Annotated in this window: 16 protein-coding genes and 1 riboswitch; of the genes, 13 read left to right on the forward strand and 3 right to left on the reverse strand. The window is 71.3% G+C overall.

What is annotated here, in order from left to right; genetic code table 11:
• The first annotated feature begins 15 nt into the window (after positions 1-15).
• Complete coding sequence (locus OHS58_RS11950) at positions 16-1725, forward strand: AMP-binding protein (RefSeq protein WP_328648263.1); 1710 nt, start codon at positions 16-18, stop codon at positions 1723-1725.
• Positions 1726-1737: 12 nt separating this feature from the next.
• Here OHS58_RS11950 and OHS58_RS11955 read toward each other — a convergent pair whose 3' ends face one another.
• Positions 1738-2136 (reverse strand): hypothetical protein, encoded by a 399-nt coding sequence (locus OHS58_RS11955; RefSeq protein ID WP_328648264.1) that lies wholly within the window; start codon positions 2134-2136, stop codon positions 1738-1740.
• 30 nt (positions 2137-2166) lie between these two features.
• Positions 2167-2676 (reverse strand): hypothetical protein, encoded by a 510-nt coding sequence (locus tag OHS58_RS11960; protein ID WP_328648265.1) that lies wholly within the window; start codon positions 2674-2676, stop codon positions 2167-2169.
• A gap of 317 nt (positions 2677-2993) precedes the next feature.
• Between OHS58_RS11960 and OHS58_RS11965 the strand changes: the two genes are divergently transcribed.
• The 8 genes from OHS58_RS11965 (at position 2994) to trxA (ending at position 7269) form a co-directional block, all read left to right on the forward strand.
• Entirely contained in the window at positions 2994-3197 is a 204-nt protein-coding gene (locus OHS58_RS11965; protein ID WP_247051975.1) for a hypothetical protein, read from the forward strand.
• A gap of 23 nt (positions 3198-3220) precedes the next feature.
• Positions 3221-3844, forward strand: a complete 624-nt coding sequence (locus tag OHS58_RS11970) for a CDP-alcohol phosphatidyltransferase family protein (RefSeq protein WP_247051974.1) — start codon at positions 3221-3223, stop codon at positions 3842-3844.
• Positions 3845-3944: 100 nt separating this feature from the next.
• On the forward strand, positions 3945-4331 hold the full coding sequence (gene gcvH / locus OHS58_RS11975; RefSeq protein WP_247051973.1) for a glycine cleavage system protein GcvH: 387 nt from the start codon (positions 3945-3947) through the stop codon (positions 4329-4331).
• Between the two features lie 150 nt (positions 4332-4481).
• On the forward strand, positions 4482-4952 hold the full coding sequence (gene garA / locus OHS58_RS11980) for a glycogen accumulation regulator GarA (RefSeq protein WP_247051972.1): 471 nt from the start codon (positions 4482-4484) through the stop codon (positions 4950-4952).
• The gene (gene ftsR / locus OHS58_RS11985) at positions 4949-5695 is read left to right on the forward strand and encodes a transcriptional regulator FtsR (protein WP_328648266.1); all 747 of its coding nucleotides are present in this window, start codon (positions 4949-4951) and stop codon (positions 5693-5695) included. The genes garA and ftsR overlap by 4 nt, the downstream gene beginning before the upstream one ends.
• A 216-nt stretch (positions 5696-5911) precedes the next feature.
• Positions 5912-6385 carry a bifunctional nuclease family protein gene (locus tag OHS58_RS11990; RefSeq protein WP_009078856.1) on the forward strand — a complete coding sequence of 158 codons (474 nt, stop codon included), beginning with the start codon at positions 5912-5914 and terminating at the stop codon, positions 6383-6385.
• A 50-nt stretch (positions 6386-6435) separates the two neighbouring features.
• Positions 6436-6837 (forward strand): MerR family transcriptional regulator, encoded by a 402-nt coding sequence (locus OHS58_RS11995; protein ID WP_328648267.1) that lies wholly within the window; start codon positions 6436-6438, stop codon positions 6835-6837.
• A gap of 12 nt (positions 6838-6849) precedes the next feature.
• Positions 6850-7269, forward strand: a complete 420-nt coding sequence (gene trxA / locus OHS58_RS12000; protein ID WP_328648268.1) for a thioredoxin — start codon at positions 6850-6852, stop codon at positions 7267-7269.
• On the opposite strand, the gene OHS58_RS12005 is transcribed toward trxA, so the two are convergent.
• Complete coding sequence (locus OHS58_RS12005) at positions 7221-7853, reverse strand: TetR/AcrR family transcriptional regulator (RefSeq protein ID WP_247051969.1); 633 nt, start codon at positions 7851-7853, stop codon at positions 7221-7223. The two genes, trxA and OHS58_RS12005, sit on opposite strands and share 49 nt — an antisense overlap.
• A 278-nt stretch (positions 7854-8131) precedes the next feature.
• Here OHS58_RS12005 and OHS58_RS12010 point away from each other — a divergent pair, with 278 nt between their 5' ends.
• The 4 genes from OHS58_RS12010 (at position 8132) to OHS58_RS12025 (ending at position 15101) form a co-directional block, all read left to right on the forward strand.
• Positions 8132-8710, forward strand: coding sequence for a MerR family transcriptional regulator (locus OHS58_RS12010; protein WP_305879333.1), 579 nt, complete (start codon positions 8132-8134; stop codon positions 8708-8710).
• A 42-nt stretch (positions 8711-8752) separates the two neighbouring features.
• A riboswitch (glycine riboswitch) is annotated at positions 8753-8852 on the forward strand.
• Positions 8853-9031: 179 nt separating this feature from the next.
• Complete coding sequence (gene gcvP, locus OHS58_RS12015; protein ID WP_328648269.1) at positions 9032-11908, forward strand: aminomethyl-transferring glycine dehydrogenase; 2877 nt, start codon at positions 9032-9034, stop codon at positions 11906-11908.
• A 47-nt stretch (positions 11909-11955) separates the two neighbouring features.
• Positions 11956-12903, forward strand: coding sequence for an NAD-dependent epimerase/dehydratase family protein (locus OHS58_RS12020; protein WP_328648270.1), 948 nt, complete (start codon positions 11956-11958; stop codon positions 12901-12903).
• Between the two features lie 8 nt (positions 12904-12911).
• A complete protein-coding gene (locus tag OHS58_RS12025) occupies positions 12912-15101 on the forward strand; it encodes a glycosyltransferase family 2 protein (protein ID WP_328648271.1) in 2190 nt (729 codons plus the stop codon).
• The last annotated feature ends 154 nt before the right edge of the window (positions 15102-15255 follow it).

Here is a 15255-nt window from a genome sequence, read left to right on the forward strand (position 1 = left end):
GAAGGAGGCAGCAGGGTGAGCAACGGCGCTTCGGAAGTCCACCACGCGTTCCGCGTGGCGCGGGACTACCTGCAGCAGCACCGCGAGGACTACGACACGGCGTACCGCGACTTCGCCTGGCCGGAGTTCGACCACTTCAACTGGGCGATCGACTGGTTTGACGTCGTGGCCCACGATCCGGACAACGCCGAGCGGCTGGCGTTGTGGATCGTCGAGGAGGACGGCACCGAGAACCGCTGGACCTACCCCGAGATGTCGGGCCGGTCCAACCAGGTGGCGAACTGGCTGCGCGGCCTCGGCGTGCGCCGCGGCGACCGGCTCATCCTCATGCTGGGCAACCAAGGTGAGCTGTGGGAGACGATCCTCGCCGCGATCAAGCTCGGCGCGGTGATCATCCCGGCGTCCACCCTGCTCGGCCCGGCCGACCTGACCGACCGCGTCGAGCGCGGCGCGGCCAAGCACGTCGTGATCCGCTCGGCGGACACGGAGAAGTTCACCGGCGTCGCCGGCGACTACACCCGGATCGCGGTGGGGGAGCCGGTCGAGGGCTGGCACCCGTACGCGACCGCGTTCGCCGAGTCGCCCGAGTTCGCCCCGGACGGTCCGACGAAGGCCGCCGACCCGCTGCTGCTGTACTTCACCTCCGGCACCACGGCGAAGCCGAAACTGGTGCAGCACACGCAGGTGTCGTACCCGGTGGGGCACCTGTCCACGATGTACTGGATCGGCCTGGAGCCGGGCGACGTCCACCTCAACATCTCCTCGCCGGGCTGGGCGAAACACGCGTGGAGCAACGTCTTCGCGCCGTGGAACGCCGAGGCGACGGTGTTCCTCTACAACTACACCCGGTTCGACGCGGGCGCGCTGATGGCCCAGATGGACCGCTGCGGCATCACGAGCTTCTGCGCGCCGCCGACGGTCTGGCGGATGCTCATCCAGGCCGACCTGACGGCGCTGAAGACGCCGCCGAAGAAGGTCGTCGGCGCGGGCGAGCCGCTGAACCCCGAGGTGATCGACCAGGTCGAGAAGGCCTGGGGCATCACGATCCGGGACGGCTTCGGCCAGACCGAGAGCAGCGTCCAGATCGCCAACACGCCGGGCCAGGACGTCGTGCCGGGCTCGATGGGCCGCCCGCTGCCCGGGTTCGTCGTGGCGCTGGTCGACCCGGTCAGCGGCGAACGCGCGCAGGAGGGCGAGATCTGCCTCGACCTCGACCACCGGCCGGTGGGCCTGATGACGGGCTACGCCGGCGACGACGAGCGCACCTCGACGGCGTTCTCGAACGGCTTCTACCACACCGGTGACGTCGGTTCGATCGACGAACGCGGCTACATCACCTACGTCGGGCGCACCGACGACGTCTTCAAGGCGTCGGACTACCGGATCTCGCCGTTCGAGCTGGAGAGCGTGCTCATCGAGCACGAGGCGGTCGCCGAAGCGGCGGTCGTCCCGGCCCCCGACCCGATCCGGCTCGCGGTGCCGAAGGCCTACGTCGTGCTGGCCGCCGGCCACGAGCCGACGGCGGACACGGCGAAGGCGATCCTGGCGTACTGCCGCGAGCACCTGGCGCCGTACAAGCGGATCCGGCGGCTCGAGTTCGCCGACCTGCCGAAGACGATCTCGGGCAAGATCCGCCGCGTCGAGCTGCGCGGCCGGGAGAGCGACCCGGCGCGCGGCGCGGGCACGGAGTTCCGCGAGGAGGACTTCCCGGACCTCAAGGGCTGAGCCCGGGGGCCGTCAGCTCCGGGTGCCCTCGATCTGGCGGCCGTCTTCGGTCGAGCACACCGTCACCGGGTCGTTCGCGCCGCTGCCGCACGTCCATTCGTCGAGGACGACGGGGCCCGGGCCGTCGGCCGAGGCCGCCTCGGCCGGGGTCAGCTTCGTGAAGTAGTCCTTCAGCAGCGTCGTCGCCGCGGCGCAGTCGACCTTGCCGTGCGCGACGACCGCCGTCTTGGCGCCGCCCGATCCGGTGACGTCACCGCACGGCACGCCCGGCGCCGTGGACGCCGCCGCGGCCGCCTCGGCCGGGACCGCGCTCGAGGCGGACGGCGCCGCGGGCGCCGGGTCGGTGCCGCCGCACCCCGCCAGAGCGGCGGTCGCGGCGACGAGCAGCAGGGGGTAGGCGAGTGTCTTCATGGGCCCTTCAGAAGCGGACGGGACGGGAACTCATTCGGACGGGACGACGGCGGCGAACACCGTCTGCTCGCCCTTGGTGCAGGTGGTGCCGCCTTGTGCGGCGGGCGGCCCGGAGGTGCACAGCCAGCCGTTCACCGTCTCGTTGACCGCGTCGTTCGAGCCGGCGCCCTGGCGCCCGGCGATCTTGCGGTGGAAGTCGGTGACCAGCTGGGTCGCCGCGACGCAGCTGACGCCGGACGAACCGCTGTCGAAGACGTAGAGGGTCAGCCCGCTGGCCGCGGTGATGGTGCCGCACGCGCCGGGAACGGTCGGCGGCACGGCGGCCGGCTTCGACGCCGGGCCGGGCGCGGACGAGCCGCTCGTGGCGGGCGGCGGTGGCGGCGTCCCGGCCGTCGTGGACGCCGGAGCGGCGGACGTCGACGCCTGCGGCGGGGGAGCGGCGGACGGGGCCGGGTCGCCGGAACAGGCGGCGAGCGCGGGCACGGCGAGGCAGGCCGCGAGCAACGGCCGCCACATCCTCGTGGTGGTCGGGTGGGGCACCGCGATCCTTCCTCCCCGGTCGGGCCGGCCAGGTCGTTCTGGCCCATCCGGGCCGGGGCCCCGTGGATCGACGCGCCCAGGGGTGTGCCGGAGATTACTCCAGCCGGGTGGCGGGCGTGTCCGGTGGCTCCCGTTTGTGTGTCCACAATGGACGGTTAACCTCCTGTTCACGCTCCGATACACAAGGCTGCCATCAAGAATCGATCGGTCTAATTCCCGCCGCGGCCGTTAACAACCCGGCCCGGACTGCCGACGATCGAGGTGGAAGCCGGCGAGCTTCCCGTCCCCGACAACCGCGCCCCGACCCCGTGAGAGCGATGAACGCCGTCACCAGCACCGAAGAACCGTCCCGCCCGCCGACCGTCCCCAACACCGTCATCTGGTGCTGCGGCCGCCCCTACGTCCTCGAGTCCCGGCCCGGCCGGGCCCGCTGGGTGGGCACCGACGGCCGCGGCCGTCCCGAGGCGCTGAGCAGCGCCGAACTGCAGCGACGCGGCTGGAGCCACCGCCGCGCGTGCTGAGCCGTGAGCTCTAGGGTGGGCGAGTGAGCACAGCCGCACCCGAACCAGCTCAAGCGAACACCCCGAGCGCCGAGCCGTCGCTGCTGCGACAGGCCTTCAACGTCCCCAACATGCTGTCGCTGCTGCGGCTGGCCGGCGTGCCGGTCTTCCTCTGGCTGCTGCTCGGCCCGAAGGAGGACGGCTGGGCGCTCGCGGTGCTGATGTTCGGCGCGCTCACCGACTGGCTCGACGGCAAGCTGGCCCGCTGGCTCAACCAGATGTCGCGGCTCGGCTCGCTGCTCGACCCGGCCGCCGACCGGCTCTACATCCTGGCGACGCTCGTGGCGTTCCTGCTCCGCGAGATCATCCCGTGGTGGGTCGTGGTGCCGCTGCTGGTCCGCGAGGCCGTGCTCGGCGTGTGCGTCCTGACGCTGCGCCGCCGCGGCTTCGCCCCGCCCGAGGTCACCTACATCGGCAAGGGCGCGACCTTCGTCCTGATGTACGCCTTCCCGTTCCTGCTGCTCACCCAGGGTGGCTCGGACATCGCCGCGATCGCCCGGCCGATCGGCTACGCCTTCACGATCTGGGGCGGCGTCCTCTACGTCTGGTCCGGCGTCCTCTACGTCGTGCAGGCGCGCACCGCGCTGCGCGGGGCCGGCGACGACTGAGCGCGACCGTTCCGCCGGGTCGTTCCGGGCGGCTGCGCCGTGTGGGTGTAAGACTTCGCCCAGCACATTTCGCCAGTGAGGGCATGAAAGGGGACCGGCGGTGTCCGTTCCTGAAGAGCTTCGCTACACCGAGGAACACGAGTGGGTCGCGACCCGCGGCGAGGACACCCTCGTCCGGATCGGCATCACCGAGTACGCGCAGGACCAGCTCGGCGACGTCGTGTTCGTCGACCTGCCCGAGGCCGGCCGCCACGTCGGCGCGGGCGACGTCTTCGGCGAGGTCGAGTCGACCAAGAGCGTCTCGGAGCTGTTCGCGCCGGTCGACGGCGAGATCGTCGCCGTCAACAACGCCGTCGCCGACTCGCCCGAGCTGATCAACAGCGACCCCTACGGCGAGGGCTGGCTGATCGAGATCCGGCTCGAGGACCCGTCGGCGCTCGAAGCGCTGCTCGAAGCCGAGGCGTACGGCGCTTTGATCAAGGGCTGAAACCCCGTCCGACCTCGGAATCCGGCCGATGGGAGCGATCTGCTCACGGTTCGCCGGTACCGGGGCCCGGAGAAGCGATCAGGCACGGTACGTTGGCAGCTACACGTTCTTGAAGTACTGGTAACACAGCATGTGTGGAGGAGAGCTCAGGTGAGCACGAACGACGGGCCGGGCGGCGTTCCCCCGGAGCAGTCTCCGGAGCGGACCTCTGTCTTCCGGGCCGACTTCCTGGCCGAAGCCGAAGGCCACGAGCCCGCCCCGGCCGCCGAAGCCCCGGTCCAGGGCGTCGACGCCCTGCCCGCGGGTTCGGCGCTACTGGTTGTGAAGCGGGGCCCGAACGCGGGCTCGCGCTTCCTGCTCGACCGCGACACCACCAGCGCCGGGCGTCACCCGGACAGCGACATCTTCCTGGACGACGTCACGGTCTCGCGGCGGCACGCCGAGTTCCGCCGTGAGGGCGGGGAGTTCGTCGTCATCGACGTCGGCAGCCTCAACGGCACCTACGTCAACCGCGAGCCGGTCGACCAGGCCGTCCTCGCCGGCGGCGACGAGGTCCAGATCGGGAAGTTCCGCCTGGTCTTCCTGACCGGCCCGGGGCACGGGGGCCAGGGGGCGCAGTGACGGCGGCCGGGCGGCCACAACGGGACGGGTTGAGCATCGGGGCGGTTCTGGCGCAGCTGCGCCACGACTTCCCCGACGTCACCATCTCCAAGATCCGGTTCCTCGAGGCGGAAGGCCTGGTCCAACCGGGCCGGACGCCCTCGGGTTACCGGCAGTTCGCCGCGGCGGACGTGGAGCGGCTCAAGTTCGTCCTGGCCGCCCAGCGGGATCACTACCTCCCGTTGAAGGTCATCAAGGAGCAGCTGGACGCGGCGGACTCGGGTGCCGAGCCCGCCGCGGCCGTGCCGCGCCCACCACGCCGTCTGGTGCCGATCGACGGGGTCGCCGACAACGTGGGCCTGCCGGTGGCGGACGACTTCGCCGCCGGCCGGGAGCTGCGCCTGACCCAGGAGGAGCTCCTGGAACAGGCCGGCATCGACGCGGCGGAGCTGGCCGAGCTGCAGCAGTACGGCCTGGTCCGGTCCGGTCCCGCGGGGTTCTTCGACCCGGACGCGGTGCTGGTCGCGCGCACGGTGAAGGCGATGACCGAATTCGGTATCGAGCCGAGACACCTGCGTGCCTTCCGCGCCGCGGCCGACCGCGAGGTCGGCCTGCTGGAGCAGATCGTGACCCCGGTGTACCGGCATCGTGACCCGGAGGCCAAAGCACGGGCCGACGAGGTGGTGCGAGAGCTCGCGGCACTGTCGGTGACCCTGCACACGCTCCTCGTGAAGGCCGGAATCCGTGGCGCCACGGGGTGTTGAGGCGTAACGGGACGGTGAGATCCTCTTTGCGGTCCCATGTCAATGACTGAATGTTCGGCACCTCATGCCGTACCGTGAGAACAACGGTTTGCGGTAGGCGAGCCGAGAGTGTCCGACAGCGAGCACAGCGCACGGATGACGGGTAGCGTCGGTAGTGAACGGCGCGAGGCGGTTCCAGCGCTGAAGCCCGTGTGCACGAGAGGGAGGCGAAGCCCGATGAGCGAAATGCGCGTCGTCGGTGTGCGGGTCGAGCTGCCCGCGAATCAGCCGATCTTGTTGCTGCGGGAGACCGAGGGCGAACGGTACCTGCCGATCTGGATCGGCTCGGTCGAAGCGACCGCCATCGCGTTGGAGCAGCAAGGGGTCCGCCCCGCCCGCCCGCTCACCCATGACCTGCTCAAAGAGGTCATCGGGGCGTTGGGCCGCGAGCTGGAGCAGGTCGTGATCACCGACCTCAAGGAAGGCACGTTCTTCGCCGAGCTCGTGTTCGACGGAGACATCCGGGTGTCCGCCCGGCCGAGCGACTCGGTCGCGCTGGCCCTGCGGATCGGCGTCCCCATCCACGCCGTGGACGCGGTGCTGGAAGAGGCCGGCCTGATCATCCCGGACGAGCAGGAGGACGAGGTCGAGAAGTTCCGCGAGTTCCTCGACTCGGTCTCCCCGGAAGACTTCCGCGGCGCCGATACATAACGGGTGCCGCGGCTTGCCTTGACGCCGACGTCAACGTCTACCGTCGAGGCATGCGGATCGGAGAGCTGGCCAAGCGCACGGGTACCACTACCCGTGCGCTTCGCTTTTACGAGGACCAGGGCCTCCTCGCGGCCCGTCGCGCGGCCAACGGCTACCGCGAGTACGACGAGGACGACCTCCAGCTGGTCACGGAGATCCTGAAGCTGCAGACCGTCGGCCTGTCCCTCGACGAGACCCGGCCGTTCGTCGACTGCCTGCGCAGCGGCCACGAGACCGGCGACGCCTGCCCGAGCTCGATCGAGATGTACCGGCGCAAGCTCGCGGAGGCCGACGCCGTCCTCGCCCGCCTCGGCGCGATCCGCGCCGACCTCGCCGGGAAGCTCGCCGACGCGCTGGCCAGGCAGGACCCCGGCTGCGCCCCCGATCCGTGCGTCGTCCCCGAACGTCTCTGAAGGAGCTCAGCCATGTCCGGAATCCCCGAAGTCCCCGAAGTCCCCGAAGTCGCCGAAGTCCCCGAAGTCGCCGAAGTCACGGATGCGACGTTCACCGCCGAGGTGCTCGGCAGTGACGTCCCGGTGCTGGTCGAGTTCTGGGCCACCTGGTGCCCGCCGTGCCGGATGATCGCGCCGGTGCTGGCCGAGCTGGCCCGCGAGCGCGCCGGCACGCTGTCGGTGCGCAAGATCAACTCCGACGAGAACCCGGAGACGACCCGGGCGTACCAGGTGATGTCACTGCCGACGATGATCCTGTTCCGCGCCGGTGAGCCCGTCCTGACCGTCGTGGGCGCGCAGCCGAAGGCCCGGCTCGAAGAGCGCCTCGACCGGGCCCTCACAGCTCAGGGTGCGGTGGCCCTGACGAACGTGTCCGCGACCTCGCGGCCGTAGAGCTCCAGGTCCAGCGCGGGGTCGGCCGCGTAGGCCGCCGCCACGCCGTCGATCGCCTGGGCGATCGACATCGCCATCACCTCGGGCGTGAACGCGCCGAACGTGCCCTCGGCCTGGCCCTGCTTGAGCTGACGGGCCAGGCCGTGCACCCGCAGGTCGTCGACCAGGACCTTCGTCATCACCCAGCCTTCGGCGTCGTCGGTGTTGGCGGCCATCTCCGTCAGCACCCGCACGCAGTCCGGGTACGCCCGCAGGAACGCGATCGACGTCTCGATGTGCGCCCGCAGGTAGCCGGCGCGGTCGGCCGGGTCCAGGTCGCCGCCGGTGCGCTCCTTGAGGAACTCGTTCTTCGTCTCGACGACCGTGCTGAGCACCGCCTGCATCAGCCCGGCCTTGTTGGTGAAGTGGTAGGAGATCATCCGGGTACTGCTCAGCCCGGCGCGTTCGCGGATCTTGGCGAACGTGGCCTTGCGGTAGCCGAGGTCGTTGATGACGCCGATCGTCGCGCCGAGGATCTGCGCGCGGCGGGCGGCCTCGGTCACGCTGAGGCCCATCTCGGCCATGAGTTCGGTCTTTACTTGCATGAGTAAAAATTAACACGGCTGAGTAAAAGTGTCCAGGAGGTTTGAACCACTGCCTCCCGGGTACGGCGAACGGCTCAAACGCTCATCCGACCGTTGAGGCTTGCCGCGCGTCGCGTTGACCGGCCTTGCCTGGGCGCTTACCGTCGGAGGAGGTAAATCGCCACGATGTGATTCACGGTCTGGGGCCGGATCGTGGCGGTTGATCTCCGGTGGGTCCCGCTCTGGGTCCTGTCCGGCTGTCATTCGCCGGCCGCCTGGTCGGGCGAGGGGAGGCTTGCGTGGTCGAGGCTGGTTCCGAGAAGCAGCCTGTTCGGTTCGCGGCTGGCGAGCAGGGTGAACTGTTCCCCGATGACTCGCTGCCCGACGAGCTCGTCGGCTACCGGGGTCCGGCCGCGTGCCAGATCGCCGGGATCACCTACCGTCAGCTCGACTACTGGGCTCGCACGAAACTGATCGCGCCCAGCATCCGCACCGCGCACGGCTCCGGCTCCCAGCGGCTGTACTCGTTCAAGGACATCCTGGTCCTGAAGGTGGTCAAGCGGCTGCTGGACACCGGGGTCTCGCTGCAGAACATCCGGGTCGCGGTCGACCACCTGTCCGTCCGCGGGGTCCGTGACCTCGCCAAGGTCACGCTGTTCTCCGACGGCACCACGGTCTACGAATGCACCTCGCCGGAGGAGATCGTCGATCTGCTCCAGGGCGGCCAGGGCGTGTTCGGCATCGCGGTCAGCGGCGCGATGCAGGAAATCAGCGGCACCATCCACGAGTTCCCGGCCGAACGCGCCGACGGCGGCATCGTCGAAGCGCACGAGCCGGACGAGCTGACCCAGCGCCGCAACGCCCGCCGTACCGGGTGATCATCTCCGCGGCGGCGGGAGTAAAGTGATCCACGCAGTCGACGAAACCGCGCGGGAGAGTCCGGACCACAACCTCGAGTCCGGCGCCGAAGGAGCAAGTCCTCCCCGGAACCTCTCAGGCACCCTGGACCGCGCGGTCTAGACGCCTCTGGAAAGCGGGTCGTCAGGACACAACCTGATGGCCCCGCCGAAGGTGCAAGCCCGGCTCAACCTCGGGCGAAACTCTCAGGCGCCCAGAAATGGGTACGGACAGAGTGGGGAGGGTTCCTCGACAGCGTTTTCGCGGATGCTGTCCAGGTCCGCCGTCCTCGGGAGGCCATCGTGCAGCCGTCACTCGCCTCCCTGGAACAGGGCTTTCCCTTCGCCGACCGGCACATCGGGCCCGGGCCGGCGGAACTCCGCACGATCCTCGACGTCATCGGCGTCGCCTCGCTCGACGAGCTCGCCGAGCGGGCCGTGCCCGGGTCGCTGCGCGCGTCCGCCGCGCCCCTCGACCTGCCGCCGCCCGCCACCGAAGCCCAGGCGCTCGCCGAACTGCGGGCGCTGGCCGCGCGGAACCGGCCGATGGCCCAGATGATCGGCCTCGGCTACCACGACACCGTGACCCCGCCGGTGATCCGCCGCAACGTCCTCGAGAACCCGGCCTGGTACACCGCGTACACGCCCTACCAGCCGGAAATCTCGCAGGGACGGCTCGAAGCGCTCCTCAACTTCCAGACCATGGTCGCCGACCTGACCGGCCTGCCCGTCGCGAACGCGTCCCTGCTCGACGAGGCCACCGCGGCCGCCGAGGCGATGACGCTCGTGCGCCGCGCCGGCAAGTCGGCGTCCAACCGGTTCGTCGTCGACGAAGACACCCTGCCCCAGACCCTCGCCGTGCTCCGGACCCGCGCCGAGCCGCTGGGCATCGAGCTGGTCGTCGAAGACCTGTCCCAGGGGCTGACCGGGCTCGGCCTCGGCGGCGACTTCTTCGGCGTCCTGCTGTCCTGCCCGGGCGCGTCCGGCGCGGTCCGCGAGTTCGACTTCACCATCGCCGACGCGAAGAAGCACGGCGCGGCGGTGATCGTCGCCGCGGACCCGCTGTCCCTGACGCTGCTGCGGCCGCCCGGTGAGCTCGGCGCCGACGTCGCGATCGGCTCGACCCAGCGGTTCGGCGTCCCGATGGGCTTCGGCGGCCCACACGCGGCTTACCTGGCGGTGCGTCAAGGCTTGGAGCGGCAGTTGCCCGGCCGGCTGGTCGGCGTCTCGAAGGACGAAGACGGCGCCCCGGCGTACCGGTTGGCACTGCAGACCCGGGAACAGCACATCCGCCGCGAGAAGGCGACGTCGAACATCTGCACCGCGCAGGTCCTGCTCGCCGTGATGGCCTCGATGTACGCGGTCCACCACGGCCCCGACGGCCTGCGCGCGATCGCGCTGCGCGCCCACCGGATGGCGACCGTGCTCGCGGCCGGCCTCTGCGAGGGCGGCGTCGAGGTCGTGCACGGCGAGTTCTTCGACACCGTCACCGCGGCGGTACCGGGTCGCGCGGCGGCGGTCGTCGCGGCGGCCCGCGACCTCGGCGTGAACCTGCGGCGGATCGACGACGACCACGTCGGCGTCGCCTGCGACGAGACGACCGCCCGCGAACGGCTTTCGCTGGTGTGGAAGGCCTTCGGTGTCTCGGTGTCCGATGTGGACGGCCTGGACGAGGACACGGCGGACGCGCTCCCGGCGCCGCTGCGGCGCACGAGCGGCTTCCTCACCCACCCGGTGTTCCACGCCCACCGCTCCGAAACCGCGTTGCTGCGCTACCTGCGGGAGCTGTCGGACAAGGACGTCGCGCTCGACCGCAGCATGATCCCGCTCGGCTCCTGCACGATGAAGCTCAACGCCGCGGCGGAGATGGAGCCCGTCACCTGGCCGGAGTTCGCCGGGCTGCACCCGTTCGCCCCGGCCGAGGACGCGGCCGGCCTGCTGACGGTCATCGCGGACCTCGAAGCCTGGCTGGCCCGGATCACCGGCTACGACGCGGTTTCCCTGCAGCCCAACGCCGGCAGCCAGGGCGAGTTCGCCGGGCTGCTGGCCATCCGCGCCCACCACCGCTCGCGCGGCGAGGGCGAGCGCGACGTCTGCCTGATCCCGGCCAGCGCGCACGGCACCAACGCCGCCAGTGCCGTGATGGCGGGCATGCGCGTGGTCGTCATCCGGTGCGACGACAGCGGCGACATCGACCTCGCGCACTTGAAGTCCACAGTGGACGAGCACCGCGCCGATCTCGCGGCGATCATGATCACTTACCCGTCGACGCACGGGGTCTACGAGGACACTGTCGGCGAGGTCTGCGCGCTCGTGCACGACGCGGGCGGCCAGGTGTACGTCGACGGCGCCAACCTCAACGCGCTCATCGGCGTGGCGCAGTACGGCCGGTTCGGCGCCGACGTCTCGCACCTCAACCTGCACAAGACGTTCTGCGTCCCGCACGGCGGTGGCGGGCCGGGGGTCGGCCCGATCGGCGTCCGCGCGCACCTCGCGCCGTTCCTGCCGAACCACCCGCTGCAGCCCGCGGCCGGCCCGGCGACCGGCGTCGGCCCGGTCAGCGCGGCGCCGTGGGGCAGCGCGTCGATCCTGCCGATCTCGTGGGCCTACGTCCGGATGATGGGCGCCGACGGACTGCGCCGGGCGACGCTGGTGGCCGTGGCGAACGCGAACTACGTCGCGCGGCGGCTCGGTGAGCACTACCCGGTGCTCTATGCCGGCCACGAAGGCCTTGTCGCCCACGAGTGCGTCCTCGACCTGCGGCCGCTGACGAAGGCCACCGGCGTCACGGTCGACGACGTCGCCAAGCGGCTGGCGGACTACGGGCTGCACGCGCCGACGATGTCGTTCCCCGTCCCGGGCACGCTCATGGTGGAGCCGACCGAGAGCGAGAACCTGGCCGAGCTGGACCGCTTCTGCGCGGCGATGATCGCGATCCGCGGCGAGATCGACCGCGTCGCGGCGGGGGAGTGGGCCCTGGCGGACTCGCCGCTGCGGCACGCGCCGCACACCGCGCGCTGCGTCACGGGCGAGTGGGATCGCCCCTACAGCCGTGAGACGGCGGTGTTCCCGGCCGGGCCGGGCGGCGCGAAGATCTGGCCGCCGGTCCGCCGCATCGACGGCGCGGCAGGCGACCGGAACCTGGTCTGCTCGTGCCCGCCGCCGGAGGCGTTCGCCTAGGTCCGGGCTTGCGCCGGCCTCACAGGAGCGGGAGGTAGGTTGGCGCCATGGCGAGTGGCAGTGGTCCGGATCGGACGTCCGTGGTCGTGACCGGGGGCAGCGGCTTCATCGGCCGCGCCGTCGTGCGCGCCTTCCGCGAGCGGGGCGTCCCGGTGACCGTCGTCGACCGGGTCCCGTTCCCCGACGAGCTGGACGGCGTCAGCGTGGTGACCGGCGAGCTGCTCGACGCCGCCGTCCGCGAAGAGGCCGTGACGTCGGAAACGGCGGCCATCGTGCACCTCGCCGCGCTGACTTCCGTGCTGCGCTCGGTCGAACTGCCGGAGCAGACCTTCGCCGACAACGTCCTCGTGACGCAGGAACTGCTGGAACTGGCCCGGCGCCTCGAAGTGCCGGGCTTCGTGCTCGCGTCGACGAACGCCGTGATCGGCAACGTCGGCGGCGCGACCATCACGCCGGACCTGCCGCCGCGGCCGTTGACGCCCTACGGCGCCACCAAGGCGGCGTGCGAAATGCTGCTGTCCGGCTACGCGGGCGCGTACGGGATGACGACGTGTGCCTTGCGGTTCACCAACGTCTACGGCCCGGGAATGTCCCACAAGGACAGTTTCGTGCCGCGGATGATGCGCGCGGCGCTGACCGGCACCGGCGTCCGCGTCTACGGCGACGGGCAGCAGCGGCGCGACCTCGTGCACGTCGACGACGTCGTCAACGCCATCACCCTCGCCGTCGGCAGCGGCTACTCCGGCACCGCGATCGTCGGTGCTGGGAAGTCGGTTTCGGTGCTGGAGATGGTCGAAGCCGTGCGCGAGGTGACCGGCGCCGAGCTGCCGGTGGAGCACGTCGAGGCGCCGGCGGGGGAGATGCCCGCGGTGGTCGTCGACGTCTCGGGGAGCGCGGAGACCATCGGCTACCGGCCGTCGACGTCGCTGACCGACGGGCTCGCCACGGCGTGGAAGTACTTCTCCGGTCTCGAGCGTCCGAACGCGACGGAGTGACCGCGGGCGTGTCCGGTTTCCTCCGCCGCCACTGGCTCCTGCTCCTGCTGCTGCTCCCCGCGATCGCCCTGCGGGTGCTCACCTGGCTCGCCTACCGGCCGGCCCTGCTCTACATCGACTCGTTCCGCTACGTCGACAACCTGCACGCGCTGCGCGCCGACCAGCTCGACCCGATCGGCTACGACCTGGTGCTGCGGCCGCTGCTGGCGGTCGGCGGCCTGGCGTGGGTCGCGGCGGTGCAGCACATCGGCGGCCTGCTGATCGCGATCGGCGTCTACGCGCTTGTGCTGCGCCTCGGCGGCCGCCCGTGGGTCGCCGCGCTCGCCGCGGTCCCGGTGCTGCTCGACGCCTACCAGCTGCAGATCGAGCAGAACATCATGTCCGAGGTCGTCTTCGAGGCGGTGCTGCTCGGGCTGCTGTGGGTGCTGCTCGGCCGCGGCGCCCCCGGCTGGCAGCGCGCCGGGATCGCGGGCCTGCTCGTCGGGTTCGCCGTGCTGGTGCGGCTGATCGGGATCTCGCTGGCCCTGCCGCTGCTGGTCTACCTGGTCGCCGCCGGGGGCGCGTGGCGGCACTGGGCGGGCTGGCGCCGCGCGGGCGTGGGCCTGCTGGGCATCCTCGTCGTCATCCTGCCGTACTCCGCGCGGGTGCACGCCGAGACCGGCAAGTGGGGCCTGACCGGGCCGTCGGGGAACATGCTCTACGGCCGCGCCGCCGCCGTCGCCGACTGCGCGAACCTGCACCTGGCGCCCGAACTGCAGGTGTTCTGCCCGGCCGAACCGCGCGAGACGCGGCTCGTGGACAACTACACGCACGCCGACCTCGACCCGAACTGGCCCGGCCCGCTGCCGCCCGGCGCGGACAAGGCGGCGCTCGCGCACCAGTTCGCGATCGAGGTGCTCAAGGCCCAGCCCGGCGACGTCGCGGGCGCGGTGCTGGACGACTTCGCCAAGAGCTTCGCCTGGGCCCGCGAGCAGGACCCGACCGACGTCCCGCTGGACCGCTGGCAGTTCCAGCTCACGTATCCGCAGTGGGCCGACCAGTCCCTGATCGACCTGGTCACGCAGCAGAACGACGGCGTCGTCGCGAGCGTCGACGAGCCACTGGCCGCCTTCCTGCGCGACTACCAGCTCAACGGCGGCTACGTCCCGGGCGCGGTGCTCGGCATCGGCGCGCTCCTCGGGCTGCTGACGGTCGTCCGGCGGAAACGGCCGGTGGACGCGGCGCGGGCGGGCGCGCTGCTGGCGTCGACGAGCGGGCTGGTCCTGCTGTTCGCCTCGGCCGTGTTCCAGTTCTCGTGGCGCTACCAGATCCCGGCGCTCGTGCTGCTGCCCGTCGCGGGCGCGCTCGGCTTCACGGCGTTGACCTCGGCGAGCCGCAAGCGCCTGGCCGCTTTCCCCGACGACGTCGACACGGGTGCGCTCGACGACTTCCGCGGCCGCCACCCCGACCTGCGGCTGTCGTCGCTGGTCGTGGTCATCGCCGCCTACAACGAGGCGGGCGGCATCGGCGGGGTGCTGGAGAAGATGCCGGACGAGTGCCTGGGCCGGCCGGTGGACGTGCTCGTCGTCGTCGACGGCGGCACGGACGACACAGCCGCCATCGCCGAGGACCACGGCGCGTACGTCTGCGTCGCACCGCGCAACCGCGGTCAGGGTGCCGCGCTGCGCCTCGGCTACCACCTCGCGGCGGCTTCCGGCGCCGAGTACATCGTGACCACCGACGCGGACGGCCAGTACGACAACAGCGAGCTCGAAGCCCTGGTCGGCCCGGTCGTCGACGGCACGGCGGACTTCGTCACCGGCTCCCGCCGCCTGGGCCACGAGGAGGCGGACAGCCGCGTCCGCTGGCTCGGCGTCCGGGTGTTCGCGGTGCTGGCGTCGGTGCTGACCCGGCGGCGGATCACGGACACGTCGTTCGGCTTCCGGGCGATGCGCGCCGACCTGGCCTGTTCGGTCCCGCTGAACGAGCCGCAGTACCAGTCGTCGGAACTCCTGCTGGGCGTCACCGCGCGCGGCTCACGGGTCGTGGAGCTGCCGATGAGCATGCGGCTGCGCAAGGCGGGCAAGAGCAAGAAGGGCGGCAGCGTCGTCTACGGCGCCAACTACGCGAGGGTCATGACGGGGACGTGGTGGCGGGGCTACGTCCTGCGCCGCGGCCGGAAGACGGGCCGGTCGAGCAGGGTGAACACGAGCGCGTAGCCACTGGTCACGGCACGGTCGAACGGTGTTCAGCCCAGCGTGTCGTCCCTTCGATCACGCGTGTCGACTCTCTGATCACGAGTGTCGGCGTTCTGATCACGGTGCCGGCCGGACGGCACGCTTACTCCGATGGACGACGCGCGTGATCGCAGGG

Source organism: Amycolatopsis sp. NBC_00348 (assembly GCF_036114655.1).
Taxonomy (GTDB): domain Bacteria; phylum Actinomycetota; class Actinomycetes; order Mycobacteriales; family Pseudonocardiaceae; genus Amycolatopsis.